Source organism: Streptomyces sp. NRRL WC-3605, from assembly GCF_001509795.1.
Taxonomy (GTDB): domain Bacteria; phylum Actinomycetota; class Actinomycetes; order Streptomycetales; family Streptomycetaceae; genus Streptomyces; species Streptomyces viridochromogenes.
This window is the reverse complement of the sequence record NZ_LLZN01000041.1, coordinates 56,579-73,796: the sequence shown is the minus strand read 5'-3', so window position 1 is coordinate 73,796 and position 17,218 is coordinate 56,579. Positions and strand designations below refer to the sequence as shown.

Here is a 17,218-nt window from a genome sequence, read left to right as displayed (position 1 = left end):
ACGCTTCACTGTGAAACGATTCAGAACGGGAACGTATGAGCCGCCTGAAGGGGTGTCAACCCCCGTGCCGCCGTCACTTTCCCGTGACATGGCGGCGATCGACCGGCGTCGCAATATTTCGCCCCGCACCCATTGACGTGACATGGGGTCCGTGCCTAACGTCCCGGCAACCGAGTTGAAACCTTTCACGACGCCGGGAGGGCCGTCCCGCCGGTGTCGTCGAGGAGCCCCCAATGACCCACCCGTCCACCACGGGTCCGGCCCCGGTTCTGGCGCTCAGGGACGTCTCCAAGTCCTTCGGCGCGGTCCGCGCCCTGCGGGACGTCTCCCTGGAGCTGTCCCCCGGGGAGGTGCACGCCCTCGCAGGCGAGAACGGCGCCGGCAAGTCGACCCTGATCAAGACGCTCGCCGGTGTGCACCGGCCCGACAGCGGCCAGGTGCTGCTCGACGGCTCGCCCGTCGTCTTCCACGGACCCGGTGACGCCCGCGACGCCGGCATCGCCGTGATCTACCAGGAGCCCACCCTCTTCCCCGACCTGTCGATCGCCGAGAACATCTTCATGGGCCGCCGGCCGCGGCGCTCCCTCGGCCGTATCGACCACCGGGCCACCCACGAGGCCACCCTGGCCCTGATGGCACGGCTCGGCGTCACGCTCGACCCCGACCGCCCCGCGCGCGGCCTGTCCATCGCCGACCAGCAGATCGTCGAGATCGCCAAGGCGCTGTCCTTCGACGCCCGCGTCCTGATCATGGACGAGCCGACCGCCGCCCTCACCGGCAGCGAGGTCGCCCGCCTCTTCGGCGTCGTACGCACCCTGCGCGACCAGGGCGCCGCCGTCCTGTTCATCTCCCACCGGCTGGAGGAGATCTTCCAGATCTGCCACCGGGTCACCACCCTGCGGGACGGGGCCTTCGTCGCGAGCGAGCCGGTGGACGGCATGACCGAGGACGACCTCGTACGCCGCATGGTCGGCCGGGACCTCGACGAGCTCTACCCCAAGCAGGACGTCGCACCGGGCGAAGTCGCCCTCAGCGTGCGGCGGCTGACCCGCGAGGGCGTCTTCACCGACGTCTCCTTCGACGTCCGGCGCGGGGAGATCGTCGGCCTCGCGGGACTCGTCGGCGCCGGACGCACCGAGGTCGCCCGGGCCGTCTTCGGCATCGACCGATGGGACGCCGGCGAGGTCCACGTCGGCGGCAGGCCCCTCACCAGCGGCGCCCCGTCCACCGCCATGGCCAACGGACTCGCCCTCGTCCCCGAGGACCGGCGCGCCCAGGGCCTCGTGATGGACCTGTCCATCGAGCGCAACATCGGCCTCACCGGGCTGCGTTCGACCGTGCGGGCCGGCCTGATGGACCGTGGCGCCGAACGCAGCCGCTCCCTCGACTGGGCCGTCAGGCTCCAGGTCAAGTACGCCCGGATCGCCGACGCCGTCTCCACCCTGTCCGGCGGCAACCAGCAGAAGGTCGTCCTCGCCAAGTGGCTCGCCACCCGGCCCGAGGTGCTGATCGTCGACGAACCCACCCGGGGCATCGACGTCGGCACCAAGGCCGAGGTGCACCGGCTGCTCGGCGAACTCGCCGCCGACGGCGTCGCCGTCCTGATGATCTCCTCCGACCTGCCCGAGATCCTCGGCATGGCCGACCGCGTGCTCGTCATGCACGAGGGACGGCTGACCGCCGAGCTCCCGCGCTCCGAAGCCACCGAGGAAACCGTGATGGCCGCAGCCACCGGGAGGGCCGCCGCATGACGGTGACCACCCCCGACAAGGCCCCCGTGACCGACGTGCCGGCGTCCAGCGGCACCCGCCTGGTCGACCGGGTCTTCAAGATGCGCGAATTCGCCATCCTGGCCGTCCTCCTGGTGATGATCGCCGTCACCCAGCTGGGGAACAGTGAGTTCCTCACCGAGCAGGGCATCAAGGACCTGCTGCTGAACGCCACCATCCTCGTCCTGGTCGCCACCGGGCAGTCCCTGGTGGTGATCACCCGGAACGTCGACCTGTCCGTCGGCTCCACCCTCGGCATCAGCGCCTTCGCCGCCGGCCTCTACCTCCAGGGCGGCGGGAACCCGGTCGTCGCCGTGCTGCTCGCCGTCCTCATGGGTGTCGGCTTCGGCCTGCTGAACGGCCTGCTCGTCAGCCTCGGCCAGGTCCCCGCGCTCGTCGTCACCCTCGGCACCCTCTACATCATCCGCGGCGTCGACTCCCTCTGGGTCGGCTCCCGCCAGATCGTCGCCTCCGCCCTCCCCGACGGCTTCGTCGACTTCGGCTCCGGCGGGGTGTGGGCGGTGCCCTGGCCGGCCCTGATCGCCCTCGCCGTCCTCGTCGCCACCGCGTACTGCTTGAAGCACTACGGCAGCGGACGGGAACTGTACGCCCTCGGCTCCAACCCCGAGGCCGCCCGCCTCGCCGGCATCCCCGTGCGCCGGCGCATCCTCGCCGCCTACATCTTCTGCGGCGCGCTCGCCGGACTCGCGGGCGCCCTGTACCTGGCCCGCTTCGGCAACGTCGACTCCGGCACCGGCAGCGGCTACGAACTCACCGTCGTCAGCGCCGTCGTGGTCGGCGGCGTCGTCTTCACCGGCGGCTCCGGCAGCGTCTACGGCGCCGCCCTCGGCGCGCTGCTGCTCACCTCGATCAACAGCGTGCTGCCCGCCCTCGGCGTCAGCTCCGTCTGGGTGCTCGCCATCAACGGCGTCCTGCTCCTCCTCGCCATCACCGTCGACCGGATCGTCGCGCTGCGCGTGGCCACCGCCCTGAAGAAGAGGAACGCTCGCCATGGCTGACTCCCCCCTCGCGCGCGCCGTTCGCTGGGACACGGTCGTCGGCGCCCTCCTCGTCGTCGTGCTCCTGCTGTCGTTCGGCACCGTCGACGGCTTCGGCAACGCGCTCAACCTGTCGTTCCTGATCGGCAACACCCTCCCCATCGCCCTCATCGCGCTGCCGATGACGCTGCTGGTCGTCGCCGGGGAGATCGACCTCTCGGTCGCCTCGACCGCCGGTCTGTCCGGGGCCGTGATGGGCGCCCTGTGGAACCAGGGCATGGCGATCGAGACGATCATCCCGATCTGCCTGCTGCTCGGCGTGGTGTGCGGCCTGGTCAACGGCCTGCTCGTCACCAGGCTGGGCCTGCCGTCCCTCGCCGTCACCATCGGCACCCTCGCCGCGTACCGCGGTGTCGCGCAGATCGTGCTCGGGTCGGACGCGGTGACCGACTTCCCCGCGCAGTACCTGGACTTCGCGGCCGGACGGATCGGCGACACGTTCCTCCCGTACGCGTTCCTGCCCTTCCTCGTGCTGCTCGCGATCGCCGTCGTCGCCCTGCACGCCACCCCGTTCGGGCGGTCGCTGTTCGCGATCGGCGCGAGCGAGGAGGCCGCGCGATTCACAGGGATCCGGGTGAGGCGGCAGAAGCTGATCCTGTTCACGGTGACGGGCCTGATGGCCTCGCTCACCGGGATCTTCTGGGCGCTGCACTACGCGTCCGCCCGCTACGACAACGCCACCGGGCTCGAACTGTCGGTCGTCGCCGCCGTGCTGCTCGGCGGGATCGACTTCGACGGGGGCAAGGGCACGCTGGGCGGTGCCGTCGCCGGGGTGTTCCTGATCGGTGCCCTGCAGAACGTGATGAGCCTCAAGGACGTCTCCGCCCAGTCGCAGATCGTCGTCACCGGTGTCCTGCTCGTGCTGTCCGTGCTCGGCCCCCGGGTCGCGCGCCAGATCTCCGTGGCGAGGGCGGGCCGCAGAGCCGCCTCGGCCCCGACCTCGTAACGTCCAGCCCTTTCCTCCCCGTAAAGGACCCACCGCCATGCGCAAGTCATCCCTGAGCCGTGCCTGCGCGGCCCTCGCCGCCGTCACCTCCCTCGCCCTCGCGGCCACCGCCTGTGGCGGCACCACCAAGGAGGACGTCGAGAACGAGGGTGCCTCCGCCGCCACGGCCGGCAAGGCCGACCCGAACGCCGAGCTGAAGAAGGGACTGACCGTCGGCTTCCTGCCCAAGCAGGTCAACAACCCGTACTTCACCTCCGCCGACAAGGGCGGCGAGGCGGCCCTGAAGGAACTGGGCTCCAGCTACAAGGAGGTCGGGCCGAGCAGTGCCACCGACACCGCCGGGCAGGTGTCGTACGTCAACACCCTCACCCAACAGCAGGTCGACGCGATGGCCGTCTCCGCGCAGGACCCCGGCGCCCTGTGCACCGCGCTCAAGCAGGCCATGAAGAACGGCGTCAAGGTCGTCACCTACGACTCCGACACCAAGGCCGACTGCCGCAACGCCTTCGTCTCGCAGGCGTCCGCCGAGGACCTCGGCCGCACCGAGGTGCAGCTGCTCGCCGAACAGATCGGCTACAAGGGCGAGATCGCGATCCTGTCCGCCGCGCAGACCGCGACCAACCAGAACGTCTGGATCGACTTCATGAAGAAGGAGCTGAAGGACCCGAAGTACAAGGACGTCAAGCTCGTCAAGGTCGCCTACGGCGACGACGACGCCCAGAAGTCCTTCCAGCAGACCCAGGGCCTGCTCCAGGAGTTCCCGGACCTGAAGGGGATCATCTCCCCGACCACCGTCGGCATCAAGGCCGCCGCCCAGTACCTGTCGGGCTCCAAGTACAAGGGCAAGGTCAGGCTGACGGGCCTCGGCACCCCCAACGACATGCGCAAGTACGTCAAGAACGGCACCGTCGAGGCGTTCGAGCTCTGGGACCCGGCGAAGCTCGGCGAACTGGCCGCGCGGACCGCCGTCGCCCTGGCCTCCGGGCAGATCACCGGCAAGGAGGGCGAGACCTTCACGGCCGGCGGCATGGGCGAGTACACGATCGGTGAGGACGGCGTGATCAGCCTCGGCAAGCCGACCGTCTTCGACGCGAAGAACATCGACCAGTTCAACTTCTAGAAACGGAGGGGGCGTTGATGCAGCGCGTGTGCTTCCTGCTCAAGGTCCGGGCGGACCGCCTCGACGCGTACCGCGAGCGGCACGCGGCCGTGTGGCCCGAGATGCTTCAGGCGCTCTCGGCCACCGGCTGGCACAACTACTCGCTCTTCCTGCGGGAGGACGGCCTGCTGGTCGGCTACCTGGAGACCGAGGACTTCGCCGCCGCCCGGGCCGGCATGGAGGCCACCGACGTCAACGCCCGCTGGCAGGCGGAGATGGCGCCCTTCTTCGAGTCGCTGGACGGCGCCGGACCCGACGCGGCCATGAAGCCCCTCACCGAGGTCTTCCATCTGGCCTGAGCCGGGACGTCCGCGCCGGTGCGCACCCTCGGGCGTCCGCCTGCCCGCCTGCCCGCCCGAGCGCGGTCGGCCGTGGGCGGCATGACGGTAATGTGAAGCCCCTTCCCGCCGCCCCTGTCGTGTTCCGTCTCTACTGGAGGTCCCTGCCCGATGGCCCAGTCGGTGGGTATCAAGGACGTCGCCCGCGCCGCCGGAGTCTCCGTCGGCACGGTCTCCAACGTGATCAACCGCCCGGAGTCGGTCGCGACCGAGACCCGGGCGCGGGTGCAGTCCGCGATCGACCGCCTGGGCTACGTCCGCAGCGAGTCCGCCCGCCAACTGCGCGCCGGCCGCAGCCGGATCATGGGCCTGCTCGTCCTCGACATGGGCAACCCCTTCTTCGTCGACGTGGCCCGCGGCGCCGAGCGGACGGCCCGCGACGCCGGGCTCGGCGTGATGGTCTGCAACAGCGCGCAGAGCGCGAGCGAGGAGGCCGACTACCTGTCCCTGTTCGCCGAGCAGCGGGTGCGGGGCGTGCTGCTCACCCCGGCCGACGCCACCAGCCGCAACATCGAGGCGTTCCGGCGGCACAACATCCCGTTCGTCCTGGTCGACCGCGTCGCCGAGGGCACCACGGAGTGCTCGGTCTCCGTGGACGACGTCGCGGGCGGCGCGCTCGCCGTACGGCATCTCGTGGACGCCGGGCACCGCTCCATCGCCTACGTCAGCGGCCCGCCCGGCCTCAACCAGGTCCGCGACCGCCGCACCGGCGCCCTGAACGCGCTGGAGGAGGCCGGCCTCGGCCCCGGGCACCTGCGGGAACTGCCGACCGAACGGCTCGACGTGGCCGCCGGCCGGGACGCCGGGGCCCGCCTGCTCGGCCTCGCGGACCGGCCGACCGCCGTGTTCTGCGCCAACGACCTGCTCGCCCTCGGCGTGCTCCAGGCCCTGTACGCGGCCGGCGTCGGCGTCCCCGACGACCTGGCCATCGTCGGGTACGACGACATCGAGTTCGCCGCCGCGGCGGCCGTCCCGCTGACCTCCGTACGGCAGCCGGCCGTCACCATGGGGAGGCTGGCCGCGGAGATGCTGCTGGAGGAGACCGAGGCGCAGACGGGTGCCCGGACGCACGAGCACCGCCGGGTCGTCCTGCAGCCGGAACTCGTGGTGCGGCGGTCCTCGCTCGCCGCACGCTGATCCGCCGTTCAGTACGATTTCATGATCCCGGGGCTCACCCGGCGGACGAACATGTGCTGAACTGGGACGCGGCCCGAAAAAACCTCCGTCCCGGGAGCACCGTTGTCCGTCAGCTACCGCCAGCCCGGCGTCGTCCTCACCGACCGACGCTTCACCGTGCCGCTCGACCACTCCCGCCCGACGGGGGAGACGATCGAGCTGTTCGCCCGGGAGGTCGTCGCCGGGGACAAGGCGCACCAGGACCTGCCGTGGCTGGTCTACCTCCAGGGCGGCCCCGGCTTCGGGGCGAACCGTTTCGTCGGGAAGGGCGGCGCCTGGCTCGGCCGCGCGCTCAAGGAGTTCCGGGTCCTGCTGCTCGACCAGCGCGGCACCGGGCACTCCACGCCCGCCAACCGCCAGACGCTCCCGCTGCGCGGCGGCCCCGCCGAACAGGCCGACCACCTCACGCACTTCCGCGCCGACTCGATCGTCCGCGACTGCGAGCTGATCCGCCGGGAGGTGACCGGCGGCGCCCCCTGGACCGTCCTCGGCCAGAGCTTCGGCGGGTTCTGCACGGTCACCTATCTCTCCACCGCCCCGGAGGCCCTGACCGCCGCAGTCGTCACCGGCGGGCTGCCCTCCCTGGACGCGCACGCCGACGACGTCTACCGGGCCGCCTACCCGCGCATCGAGCGCAAGGTCGCCGCGCACTACGCCCGCTACCCGCAGGACGTCGAGCGGGCCCGCCGGATCGCCGACCACCTCCTCGCACACGACGTCGTCCTGCCGAACGGCTACCGCCTGACCGCCGAGGCCTTCCAGTCGCTCGGCATCCTCCTCGGCGGCAGCGAGGGCAGCCACCGGCTGCACTACCTCCTGGAGGACGCCTTCGTCCGCACCTCGGGCGGGACCGCCCTGTCGGACGCCTTCCAGGAGGAGGTCCAGGGCCTGCTGTCGTACGCCGGGCACCCGCTGTACGCGCTCGTCCACGAGGCGATCTACGCTCAGGACGCCCGGCCCACCGCCTGGGCCGCCGAGCGGGTGCGCGCCGAGTTCCCGCAGTTCGACGCGGCGAAGACGCTCGCCGGGGACGGGCCGCTGCTCTTCACCGGCGAATCGATCCACCCCTGGATGTTCGACTGCGACCCGGCGCTGCGCCCGCTGCGCGACACCGCCGAGATCCTCGCCGCCCGCACCGACTGGACCCCCCTGTACGACCCGGCGCGCCTCGCCGTCAACGAGGTCCCGGTCGCGGCGGCCGTCTACCACGACGACATGTACGTCGACACCGCGCACTCCCTGGCCACCGCCCGCGCCGTCCGCGGACTGCGCACCTGGGTCACCGACGAGTTCGAGCACGACGGCGTCCGCGCCGGCGGCCCCCGGGTGCTGGACCGGCTGCTCGCCCTCACCCGCGACGAGGCGTGACGCGCCGCCCACGGGTTAGGGTGCGGGCATGACCGAGCCGACGCCCCCTCAGCTGCAGCCCATGCCCGAGGACTGGCAGCGGGCCCTCGCCGTCGTCGCCCACCCGGACGACCTGGAGTACGGCTGCTCCGCCGCCATCGCCGCCTGGACCGACGCGGGCCGTGAGGTCGCCTACGTCCTCGCGACCCGCGGGGAGGCCGGCATCGACACCCTGGAACCGGCCAAGTGCGGCCCGCTGCGCGAACGCGAGCAGCGGGCCAGCGCCGCGGTCGTCGGTGTCACGGCGGTCGAGTTCCTGGACCACGCGGACGGCGTCATCGAGTACGGCACCGCGCTGCGCCGCGACATCGCCGCCGCGATCCGCCGCCACCGGCCCGAGCTGGTGATCACCCTCAACCACCGGGACACCTGGGGCGGCGTCGCCTGGAACACCCCGGACCATGTGGCGGTCGGCCGGGCCACCCTGGACGCCGCGGGCGACGCCGGCAACCGCTGGATCTTCCCCGAGCTCACCGAGCAGAGCCTCGAACCCTGGGACGGCGTCCGGTGGGTCGCGGTCGCCGGCTCCAGCTCGCCCACGCACGCGGTGGACGCCGCGGCCGGACTCGACCGGGCGGTGCGCTCCCTGCTCGAACACCGCACCTACATCGAGGTGCTGACGGACGAGGACCCGGAGTCCTACGCCCGCCGCTTCCTCACCGCGAACGCCACGGCGACGGGCGAGCGGTTCGGCGGCCGCCCGGCGGTGGCGTTCGAGCTCTTCCCGCGCGGCTGAGGCGTCCGCCCCGCACGGGCCGCACCGGTCCGCCGCCTAGGATGAGAGACATGCAAGATCACCCCGGTGCCCTCGCCGAACTGCGTGGCGACTGCGCGAACTGTTTCGGGCTGTGCTGTGTAGCGCTGCCCTTCTCCGCCTCCGCGGACTTCGCGGTGGACAAGGCCGCCGGGACGCCCTGCCGCAATCTCCTCGACGACCACCGCTGCGGCATCCACGCCCGGCTGCGCGACACGGGCTTCAACGGCTGCACGGTCTACGACTGCTTCGGCGCCGGGCAGAAGGTCTCGCAGGTCACGTTCGGCGGGGAGGACTGGCGCCGGGGTCCGGCGGACCGCGCCCGGAAGATGTCCGACGTGTTCCCCGTCGTCCGGCAGCTGCACGAACTGCTCTGGTACCTCACAGAGGCCCTGTCCCTGCCCGCCGCCCGCCCGCTGCGCGCCGACCTGCGCGCACTCGTGGAGGCCACGGAAACCCTCACCCTCGGGACTCCGGAGGACCTGGCAGCGCTCGACGTCGCCGCCCACCGGCAGCGGGTGAACGTGCTTCTGCTCAGGACGAGCGAGCTGGCCCGCGCGGGGGTGCGGGGCCGTGGGAAGAACCGCAGGGGCGCCGACCTGATGGGCGCCCGGCTCCGGGGCGCCGATCTGCGCGGGGCCGACCTGCGCGGCGCCTACCTCATCGCGGCCGACCTGACCGGTGCCGATCTGCGCGGGGCGGACCTCATCGGCGCCGATCTGCGCGACACCGACCTCACGGACGCCGATCTGACGGACGCCTTCTTCCTGACCCAGCCGCAGGTGAACGCGGCGCGGGGGAGCGCCGGGACGCGGCTGCCCGGCTCAGTCTCCCGCCCGGCGCGCTGGGCAGCGCGGGGCTGAGTCGTCTCCCTGCACGGACGTGAGGTCCTCGGCCGGCGCGGGCGCGGCCGTCCGCCGCTCCAGGCCCAGCCGCAGTCCCTCCGGCATCAGGGTCAGCCGTTCCGTGACCCGCAGCCGGTACGCGGGATCGGCCCGGAAGTCGTACCGGCGCAGCAGCAGGCCCAGCACGAGCGTCGCCTCGTGCAGCGCGAACTGCCGTCCGATGCACGCCCGGGCGCCCGTCCCGAACGGCTTGAAGGTGTGCGCCGCCCGCGTCCGCACCGCCCGCGGGTCGAACCGGTCGGGGTCGAAGCGCTCCGCGTCCGAGCCCCAGACCTCCGGGTCCCGGTGCACCGTCGGCGTGAGTACCAGTGCCCAGCCGCCCCGCCGCATCGGATGCTCCCCGCCCAGCACGGTGTCCTCGCGGGCCTCCCGGGCGAAGGCGGGCGCCGTCGGCCACAACCGCAGCGCTTCGTCCAGCACCCGGCGCACGTAGCGCAGCCGGGCCACCTGCTCGTACCCAGGCGCCTCCGTGCCGCCCCAGACGCGGTCGACCTCGGCGCGGGCGCGGGCCGCGACGTCGGGGTGCCGGGAGAGGTGGTGCAACGCGAAGGACAGCGCGCCCGACGTGGTCTCGTGACCGGCCACGAGGAAGGTGATCACCTGGCGGCGGACGTTGAGCGCGGAGAGCCGCTCGCCGGTCTCCGGGTGCGCGGTCGCGAGCATGCGGTCCAGCAGGTCCCCGTCGCCGGGCCCGTCCGCGCGGCGCGCGCGGATCAGCTCGTCGACGGTGTGGTTCAGGAACGCGATGTCGGCGTCGTTGCGCCGCGCGGCCCGCCGCAGCAGCCACGGCACCGGTACGGAGTTCAGGCGCTGGGCGTGGGTGAGGGTGCCCACCATCGCCGTCACGAAGGGATGCGGCCGGGACCGCTCGAAGGAGCCGAAGTCATGGCCGAACCCGGTGCGGGCGATGGTCTCCAGGGTCAGCCTGGTCATGTCGCCGGGCACGTCGACGGTCAGCCCGGCCTCCTGCGCCCGGTCCCACTGGTCCATGAGCCGGCCGGCCACGTCGAGCATCATCGGGTGGTAGCCCGCCATGGCCTCCCGGCTGAACCCCGGGGCCAGGACGTCGTGCGCGAGCTGCCAGTTGGGCTCGTGGTTGTACGCGGTGAACAGGCCGTCGCCGGCGACCGGCCGCAGATTGGCGATGCCCAGGCCGACGTGCTTGGCGAACCGGGACTCGTCCGCCATGTCGGCGGCGAGCGCGGCGCCCGCGACGAACACGAACTCCCTGTTCAGCACCCGGCGCCGGAAGATCGGGCCGAGCCGCCGCGCGAGCCGCAGGGAGTCCTGCAGCGGGGTGTGCCGGCTGGCGCCCACCACATCGCCGACCAGCGGGACGCGGTACGGGGGGTGGGGTATGCGCGACAGCTCGGGCCAGCCCTGCTCGGCCCCGCGGAACCCCTTCGGCAGACCGGTGCCGGTCGTCGTCTCCGCCATGACGCGATCTCCCTCGGTGGGGCGGCAGTTCGGGCTCGTTGTACGTGGGTTCAATAACGCGCCACAGTCTGGGCCCGCCGCCGAAGCCCCGTCAAGTAAGGTGCGCGCATGGCCGGGAACCAGGGGGAGCGCGTACGCCGCCGGCTCGGCACCGAGGAGCGGCGGGCCCAACTGCTCGCCGTCGGCGCCCGCCTGTTCTCGGAGCACCCGTACGACGAGGTGTGGATCGAGCAGGTGGCGGAGATCGCCGGGGTCTCGCGCGGGCTGCTCTACCACTACTTCCCGACGAAGCGGGACTTCTTCGCGGCCGTCGTCGAGCGGGAGAGCGAGCGCATGCTGCGGATGACCGCGGCCGAGCCCGGCGTCCCGGTGCGCGACCAGCTCTCGGCGAGCCTCGACACGTTCCTCGGGTACGTCGAGGCCCACGCCCACGGCTACCGGGCCTTCCACCGCGCCGACGCGGCGGGCGACCAGGCCGTGCGCTCGGTCTACCGGCGCGCCCTGGCCGCGCAGGAGAAGCAGATCCTGGAGGCGCTGGCCGCCGACCCCGAGTTCGGCCCGGCCGCGCGGGAGCGCCCGGAGGTCCGTCTCGCCGTGCGGGGCTGGCTGGCATTCACCACGGCCGTCTGCCTGGAGTGGCTGCGGCGCGAGGACCTGACCCGGGAACAGGTGCGGGACCTGTGCGTCCGCGCGCTGCTGGGTGTGCTCACCTCCTGACCCCGGCACGACCCGGACGGGCGGGGCTGGTTGGCGTGCGCCTCGATCTCCGATAGGTTAGGCAAGGCTTACCTAAGAGGAGGTTGGGGATGGGTGACAGCCAGACCTGGACGGCCGCTCCTTCCGCGGCACAACAGGCCCGCTCGGTGCTCGCCGCCGCTTGGTCCTGCGCGGTGACCACCGAGAGCTGCCGGGAGGAGCTCGTCGGCGCGCACCGGATGGGCGACGACGGGCGGCTCCTGCTGTCCGTGCCGGAGGACAGCGCCCTGCGCACGGCCGCGATCTGCGCGCCGCGCGGGGAGCCCTCCGCCGTCCTGGAGTTCGCCGACGTCGCCCCCGTGCCCGTCCGGACCCGCATCCGCGTCCGGCTCTGGCTGTCCGGCTGGTTCACGCCCGAGCGGGACGAACTCGCCTTCCGGCCCGCACGGGTGGTGCTGCGCCGGCCCTCCGGACCCGAGGTCGTCGACCTCGCCGAGTTCGCCGAGGCCCGGCCCGACCCGCTGGCCGAGGCGGAGGCCCGGCTGCTCACCCACCTCGCCGACTGCCACCCGGACGCCGTGGAGCGTCTCTCCCGGCTCGTCGACCCCGGCAGCCTGCACGGCGCGGTCCGGGTGCGGCCCCTCGCCGTCGACCGGCACGGCCTCACCCTGCGGATCGAACGCGTCCGCACCCACGGCGACGTACGCCTGACCTTCCACCGGCCCGCCGACGACCTCGCCCAGCTCACCGAACGCGTCCACGCGCTGCTCGCGCAGGCCGCCGCCGGCTGCCCGCGGACCCTACAGCGGCAGCGCGCAGACGGCGACGGGTGACGCGAAGGGCTCGCCCGCGAGGCGCAGTCCGCCGTCCGCCGCGTCGACCTGGAAGACGGCGACGGTGCCCGACTTCTGGTTCGCCGCGAACAGCAGGGCTCCGTCCGGGGACAGCGCGATCTGGCGCGGGAAGTCGCCGCCGGCCCGCACGGTGCCGAGCAGCCGCAGCCGGGCGCCGTCCTCCTCCACCGCGTAGCGCGCGAGGCTGTCGTGCCCCCGGTTGGCCAGCCACGCGTGCCGGCCGTCGGGCGCGACCGCGACCTGCGCCGGATAGTTGGTACCCGCTTCCGACCCCGTGTCCTGCCCCGGCCCGATCGTCAGCCGGCCCGTCGCCGGGTCGTACGCGCAGACCGCCAGGGTGTCGTCGACCTCGTTCGCCAGATAGGCGTACCGCCCGCCCGGATGGAACGTCAGATGGCGCGGCCCCGCGCCGGACGCGGCCCGCGCCCGGGAGACCTCGGTGAGCTTCCCGGCGTTGGTGTCGAGGCGGTAGGTGTACACCGTGTCCGTGCCCAGATCGACGGCGAGCACATGGCGGCCGTCCGGGCTCGTGACGATCTGGTGGGCGTGCGGGCCGTCCTGGTCCGGGCCGGGCGGCGGAGAGGAGTGCGTGACGAGGTCGGTGCGCTCCCCGAGCGCCCCCGACGCCTCGATCGGGTGCACGGCCACGCTGCCCGTGCCGTAGTTGGCGCTCAGCAGCCACCGCCCGCCCGGGTGCACCGACAGGTGGCAGGGCGCCGAGCCGCCGGTGCTCCGGCTCCCCAGCACCTTCCGGTCGGCCAGGCGCACGGCGGTCACCGCGCCGTCGTCGCGCTCGTCGACCGCGTACAGCGTGCGCCCGTCCGGATGGACGGCCAGATACGACGGATCGGGGACGCCCTCGATCGTCCCGGCGCCCGTGACCCGGCCCGTGACCGGGTCGTACGTGGCGGTGCCGATGCCCTGGCCGCCGCCGTCGACGGAGGTGTAGGTGCCCAGGTACAGAGGGCGGGGCCCGGAGGGCGCACGGCTCTCGGCCTGCGGACTCGGGCGTGTCCCGGGGGTGGACGCCCGCGCGGCCGGCGTCCGGGAGGGGGCCGGTGCGCCGTCGCAGCCCGTGACCGCCGGCAGGGCCGCGCCGGCGGCCGTCCCCGCGAGCGCCCCGACGAACCGGCGCCTGCTCAGCCCACCCGTACCCATGTCCCACCTCAGGTCGTCGGTCGTCCTGGTCGCCCGGCCACCATGGCGTGCCGCCGCCACCCGGCGCAAGGACGGCACCGGCCGCCGCGCGCGCCGCGGGCACCGCACGGCTACCGGGAGCGCCCGCTCACCCCGGTGCGGCTCCACAGCTTCTCCTGCACCCCCATGCGTTCCCGCATCCGGGTCAGCCGCGGCATCCTGGCGCGCTGCTCCTGCGACACGCGGTCCAGCTCCTCCAGCAGACGGCGGGAGCGGTGCTCGGTGTTCATCTCGTCGATGATCCGGTTCACCTCGGTCAGGACGGCGCCGTACAGCTGCCAGTGCTCGGGCCGGTGCGTCGCCTCCTCGCGCAGCAGCGGGGCCAGCCGGTCACGAGTGCCGGCCGCCGTGTGCAGCTCCGCGGACAGCCGGGACTCCGCCGCGTCGGCGTTGCTGCTGACATGGGTGGTGACCAGGACCGCGAAGCTGACCACCGCGTCGGCGATCTCGGAGAGCAGCTGGTCGAGGACCGCGCCCGTCTCCTTCTCGAACAGCGAGTCGGGCTCGCGGTCCTTGGCGAGGTCGGTGAGGGTGCGGGCGAGGACGCGCAGCACCACCGTGCAGATCTCCAGGGTGTCGAGTCCCGTGCGCAGCACCACGCGGTGCAGCAGGCCCTCGCGGACGCGCGGGTTGAGGCGCAGGCTGTCCTCGGCCTGCCGGAGCGCCGCGTCCACCTCGATGATGTCGTGGTCGAGCCGGCGCGCCTCGTGCAGCCGGGCCGCCGCCTGCTCGTACGGCTGCCGGCCCGCGGCCTCCTCGCCGATGCGCAGCATCAACTGGCGCAGCCGCCGGGACAGATCCACCAGGGACTCACCGGCCTCGTCGACCCAGACGGGCGGCGCCAGCAGCAGATTGAAACCGAGGCCGACGACGGCGCCGATCAGGGTCTCCAGCACGCGCGCCCAGGCCACGTCGCCGACGGAGGTGACGCCGAGGACCAGCATCGCGCTGATCGCGACCTCGGGGACGTACTCGTTGACCCGCACCAGATGGCCGACCCCCAGCGCCGCCACGATCAGCAGGCCGAGGCTCCACCAGGTCAGACCGACCAGGAGGCTGAAGGCGATGGCCACCAGTACGCCGGCCACCACGGAGTTCACCCGGCGGATGCCGTTGGTGAGCGTGGCGTAGAAGGTGACCTGGACGACCAGCAGCGCCGTCAGGGGAGCGGTCAGCGGCGCCGCCTCGGGGCTCAGGCGCAGCGCGATGACATACGCGATCGTCGCCGCGGCCGCCGACCGCAGCGTCTGCACCACCACCGGGTCCCGGAGGGCCTTGGCCAGCCGCTCGCGGGACCACTGCCCCTCACGTGCCTTACGCATCCTTGGGCTGTTCCCCTCTCACCGTCCCCGCACACCGCTCGCGGATCATGATGCTCCGCGAGGAACCCCAGGGTGGTCGCAGGGGCCGGGCCACAGCAAGGAGCGGGGCCGGTGACCGCCGACACCCGGGCGGCGGGTGGGCCGAACGGGCTCACGGGGGAGCGGGGCGAGGACTCAGGCGTACAGCTTGTCGAGGAAGGCGTGCAGATTCCCGGTGGTGCGGGCGATCTGCTCCTGAAGGGTCAGGCTCTCCTCGAACCGCCCGCCCGACGCGGGGGCCTTCTTGCCGCGCACATAGAGCGAACAGGCGAGGTCGGTGCACATGTACAGGCCGACCGAGTTGCCCTCGCGCCCGGCGGGCCCCGCCTTGCGGGCCGTCATCAGGGAGACGCCCCCGCCCGGGTGGGTCGTCAGGCACAGGGAGCACAGGCTGCGGTGCGTGAAGCCGCGCTGCTGCGACGGGAAGCGCAGCGTGATGCCGACCGGCCGTCCCTCGCGCTCGGTGACCAGGTAGCTGCGGTCGGGGGCACCCGGCTCGCGCCAGCCGAGGAAGTCGAGGTCGTCCCAGGGGCGTTCGTCCAGGTCGCGTGGCACCGACAGACGCTTCGCCTCGCCTTTGGAGCAGTTGACGAACGAGTCGCGGATCTCTGCCTCGGTGAGTGACCTCACGGGAGCCTCCAGGGGAGCTGGTACGGAAACGGCAAAACCTAGGGGCTCTAGGTTCACGGCTAGGTTAGGCAGGATGACATGTCGGGGCCAGCGAATTTCGCCGCCGCCGGGGCCATGCGCCGGGGCCCGGCCGAGCACCTGACGTCGTGGTTCACAATGGAGGCGGATCCATCGGGGCGGGAAACGGCAGGTCGGAAGGGAGCCGCATGGCGGGGCGGAACGGGCGAACGGTACGGGACCTCAGACGGGGCAACCGTACGGCCGTACTCCAGCGCCTCTACTTCGACGGACCCCTCAGCCGCTTCGAACTCGGCCCGGCGACCGGACTCAGCTCCGGTTCCGTGAGCAACGTCGTCGCCGAGCTGATCGGCGAGGGCCTGGTCGAGGAGGCCGGCAGCGTCGACTCCGACGGCGGCCGGCCCCGCATCCTGCTGCGGGTCGCCCCCGGCAGCGGCCACATGATCGGCGTCGACGTCGGCGAGACCCGGGTGCGGGTCGGCCTGTTCGACCTCACCCTCACCGAACTCGCCCGCGCCGAACTGCCGCTGGAGCAGCAGCGCTACGAGGTCGACGGCATCGTCCGCCATGTGCGCGACGGCGTCGCCGAGGTGCTCGCGGGCGCCGGCATCGGACCCGGACGGCTGCTCGGCGTCGGCATAGGGGTCCCCGGCATCGTCGAACGCGCCCCCGACCTCGGTGCCGTGGTGCACGGCCAGACCATCGGCTGGGACGCCGTCCCGCTGGAGCGGCTGCTGCGCGACGGTTCGGAACTCCCCGACAGCGTCCCGTACTTCATCGACAACGGCGCCCGGACGCTCGGCCAGGCCGAGATGTGGTTCGGCGCCGGCCGGGGCGCCGGGAACGCGCTGGTCGTCCTCTTCGGCTCCGGCGTCGGCGCCTGCCTGGTCACCCCGGAGGTGGAGCACGGGCGGGCCGTCGAGTGGGGCCATCTGACGGTCCGGGTCCGCGGCCGGCGCTGTCGCTGCGGCGCCCTGGGCTGCCTGGAGGCGTACGCGGGAGCCGAGTCGCTGCTCGCCCGCTGGGTCGAGGCCGGCGGCAGCGTCCCGCCGGGCGCCGACGAGGAGACCGCGCTGTCCGTGATGCTCTCCGGCGCCTACCCGGCCGACGGCGGTCCGGCCGACCCGGTGGCGCTCACCGTGCTGGAGGAGACCGCCGAGTACGTCGGCGCGGGCCTGTCCGACCTGATCAACCTCTTCCAGCCGGAGCGCATCCTGATCGGCGGCTGGGCCGGCCTCCAGCTCGGCACCCGCTTCCTGCCCGCCGTCCGACGCCACGCCGCCTCCTACTCGCTGCGGCACCCGGCCGAGAAGGTCGGCATCGAACTGGGCAGGCTCGGCCCGGACGCGGTGACCGTCGGCGCCGCGATCCTGCCGGTCGCCGACTTCTTCGCGCACGGCGGGCGCCGCCCCGGCCCCGCGCCGGAGTCCGGCGGCACCCCCGCGCGGTCCGTGCCGCGCTGACGTTTGCCGAGGCCCCGGGACGGTACTCGCAGCGTCCGACACGCGGGAGG

The 17,218-nt window shown here is 73.1% G+C and carries 16 protein-coding genes; 12 read left to right on the top strand and 4 right to left on the bottom strand.

The window, feature by feature from the left end:
- Positions 1-233 precede the first annotated feature (233 nt).
- From ADL34_RS08785 to ADL34_RS08745, 9 genes are all read left to right on the top strand, one after another.
- Positions 234-1,751, top strand: coding sequence for a sugar ABC transporter ATP-binding protein (locus tag ADL34_RS08785; RefSeq protein ID WP_062665603.1), 1,518 nt, complete (start codon positions 234-236; stop codon positions 1,749-1,751).
- Positions 1,748-2,788 (top strand): ABC transporter permease, encoded by a 1,041-nt coding sequence (locus ADL34_RS08780; protein ID WP_062665601.1) that lies wholly within the window; start codon positions 1,748-1,750, stop codon positions 2,786-2,788. The genes ADL34_RS08785 and ADL34_RS08780 overlap by 4 nt, the downstream gene beginning before the upstream one ends.
- Complete coding sequence (locus ADL34_RS08775; RefSeq protein ID WP_062665599.1) at positions 2,781-3,773, top strand: ABC transporter permease; 993 nt, start codon at positions 2,781-2,783, stop codon at positions 3,771-3,773. Before ADL34_RS08780 ends, ADL34_RS08775 begins: the two co-directional genes overlap by 8 nt.
- A 37-nt stretch (positions 3,774-3,810) precedes the next feature.
- On the top strand, positions 3,811-4,893 hold the full coding sequence (gene rhaS, locus ADL34_RS08770; protein ID WP_062665598.1) for a rhamnose ABC transporter substrate-binding protein: 1,083 nt from the start codon (positions 3,811-3,813) through the stop codon (positions 4,891-4,893).
- Between the two features lie 17 nt (positions 4,894-4,910).
- Positions 4,911-5,231, top strand: a complete 321-nt coding sequence (locus tag ADL34_RS08765; protein ID WP_062665596.1) for an L-rhamnose mutarotase — start codon at positions 4,911-4,913, stop codon at positions 5,229-5,231.
- Between the two features lie 150 nt (positions 5,232-5,381).
- The gene (locus ADL34_RS08760) at positions 5,382-6,407 is read left to right on the top strand and encodes a LacI family DNA-binding transcriptional regulator (RefSeq protein WP_062665594.1); all 1,026 of its coding nucleotides are present in this window, start codon (positions 5,382-5,384) and stop codon (positions 6,405-6,407) included.
- A 102-nt stretch (positions 6,408-6,509) separates the two neighbouring features.
- A complete protein-coding gene (locus tag ADL34_RS08755) occupies positions 6,510-7,814 on the top strand; it encodes an alpha/beta fold hydrolase (RefSeq protein WP_062665592.1) in 1,305 nt (434 codons plus the stop codon).
- A gap of 28 nt (positions 7,815-7,842) precedes the next feature.
- Positions 7,843-8,589 carry a PIG-L deacetylase family protein gene (locus ADL34_RS08750; protein ID WP_062665590.1) on the top strand — a complete coding sequence of 249 codons (747 nt, stop codon included), beginning with the start codon at positions 7,843-7,845 and terminating at the stop codon, positions 8,587-8,589.
- 50 nt (positions 8,590-8,639) lie between these two features.
- Positions 8,640-9,470, top strand: coding sequence for a pentapeptide repeat-containing protein (locus ADL34_RS08745; protein ID WP_400094050.1), 831 nt, complete (start codon positions 8,640-8,642; stop codon positions 9,468-9,470).
- On the opposite strand, the gene ADL34_RS08740 is transcribed toward ADL34_RS08745, so the two are convergent.
- Positions 9,432-10,949 (bottom strand): cytochrome P450, encoded by a 1,518-nt coding sequence (locus tag ADL34_RS08740; protein WP_062665586.1) that lies wholly within the window; start codon positions 10,947-10,949, stop codon positions 9,432-9,434. The two genes, ADL34_RS08745 and ADL34_RS08740, sit on opposite strands and share 39 nt — an antisense overlap.
- Before the next feature lie 108 nt (positions 10,950-11,057).
- Here ADL34_RS08740 and ADL34_RS08735 point away from each other — a divergent pair, with 108 nt between their 5' ends.
- Both ADL34_RS08735 and ADL34_RS08730 read left to right on the top strand, forming a co-directional pair.
- Positions 11,058-11,666, top strand: a complete 609-nt coding sequence (locus ADL34_RS08735) for a TetR/AcrR family transcriptional regulator (protein WP_062665584.1) — start codon at positions 11,058-11,060, stop codon at positions 11,664-11,666.
- A gap of 89 nt (positions 11,667-11,755) precedes the next feature.
- Positions 11,756-12,478, top strand: a complete 723-nt coding sequence (locus ADL34_RS08730) for a DUF2470 domain-containing protein (protein WP_062665582.1) — start codon at positions 11,756-11,758, stop codon at positions 12,476-12,478.
- Here the strand turns inward: ADL34_RS08730 and ADL34_RS08725 are convergent.
- From ADL34_RS08725 to ADL34_RS08715, 3 genes are all read right to left on the bottom strand, one after another.
- Positions 12,446-13,657 (bottom strand): lactonase family protein, encoded by a 1,212-nt coding sequence (locus tag ADL34_RS08725; RefSeq protein WP_062665580.1) that lies wholly within the window; start codon positions 13,655-13,657, stop codon positions 12,446-12,448. The genes ADL34_RS08730 and ADL34_RS08725 overlap by 33 nt on opposite strands.
- A 110-nt stretch (positions 13,658-13,767) precedes the next feature.
- A complete protein-coding gene (locus tag ADL34_RS08720; RefSeq protein WP_199835544.1) occupies positions 13,768-15,018 on the bottom strand; it encodes an FUSC family protein in 1,251 nt (416 codons plus the stop codon).
- A 174-nt stretch (positions 15,019-15,192) separates the two neighbouring features.
- Positions 15,193-15,687: an FBP domain-containing protein gene (locus ADL34_RS08715; protein WP_062665578.1), complete on the bottom strand. Its 495-nt coding sequence runs from the start codon at positions 15,685-15,687 to the stop codon at positions 15,193-15,195.
- Positions 15,688-15,893: 206 nt separating this feature from the next.
- Between ADL34_RS08715 and ADL34_RS08710 the strand changes: the two genes are divergently transcribed.
- Positions 15,894-17,168, top strand: coding sequence for an ROK family transcriptional regulator (locus tag ADL34_RS08710; protein WP_062665576.1), 1,275 nt, complete (start codon positions 15,894-15,896; stop codon positions 17,166-17,168).
- Positions 17,169-17,218 lie beyond the last annotated feature (50 nt).

Coding starts and splice junctions, on each gene's coding strand:
- ADL34_RS08780 (WP_062665601.1), top strand. CDS start 1,748: ATGACGGTGACCACCCCCGACAAGGCCCCCGTGACCGACGTGCCGGCG.
- ADL34_RS08775 (WP_062665599.1), top strand. CDS start 2,781: ATGGCTGACTCCCCCCTCGCGCGCGCCGTTCGCTGGGACACGGTCGTC.
- ADL34_RS08745 (WP_400094050.1), top strand. CDS start 8,640: ATGCAAGATCACCCCGGTGCCCTCGCCGAACTGCGTGGCGACTGCGCG.
- ADL34_RS08735 (WP_062665584.1), top strand. CDS start 11,058: ATGGCCGGGAACCAGGGGGAGCGCGTACGCCGCCGGCTCGGCACCGAG.
- ADL34_RS08720 (WP_199835544.1), bottom strand. CDS start 15,018: ATGCGTAAGGCACGTGAGGGGCAGTGGTCCCGCGAGCGGCTGGCCAAG.
- ADL34_RS08725 (WP_062665580.1), bottom strand. CDS start 13,657: ATGGGTACGGGTGGGCTGAGCAGGCGCCGGTTCGTCGGGGCGCTCGCG.
- ADL34_RS08740 (WP_062665586.1), bottom strand. CDS start 10,949: ATGGCGGAGACGACGACCGGCACCGGTCTGCCGAAGGGGTTCCGCGGG.
- ADL34_RS08750 (WP_062665590.1), top strand. CDS start 7,843: ATGACCGAGCCGACGCCCCCTCAGCTGCAGCCCATGCCCGAGGACTGG.
- ADL34_RS08760 (WP_062665594.1), top strand. CDS start 5,382: ATGGCCCAGTCGGTGGGTATCAAGGACGTCGCCCGCGCCGCCGGAGTC.
- ADL34_RS08765 (WP_062665596.1), top strand. CDS start 4,911: ATGCAGCGCGTGTGCTTCCTGCTCAAGGTCCGGGCGGACCGCCTCGAC.
- ADL34_RS08785 (WP_062665603.1), top strand. CDS start 234: ATGACCCACCCGTCCACCACGGGTCCGGCCCCGGTTCTGGCGCTCAGG.
- ADL34_RS08710 (WP_062665576.1), top strand. CDS start 15,894: ATGGCGGGGCGGAACGGGCGAACGGTACGGGACCTCAGACGGGGCAAC.
- rhaS (WP_062665598.1), top strand. CDS start 3,811: ATGCGCAAGTCATCCCTGAGCCGTGCCTGCGCGGCCCTCGCCGCCGTC.
- ADL34_RS08730 (WP_062665582.1), top strand. CDS start 11,756: ATGGGTGACAGCCAGACCTGGACGGCCGCTCCTTCCGCGGCACAACAG.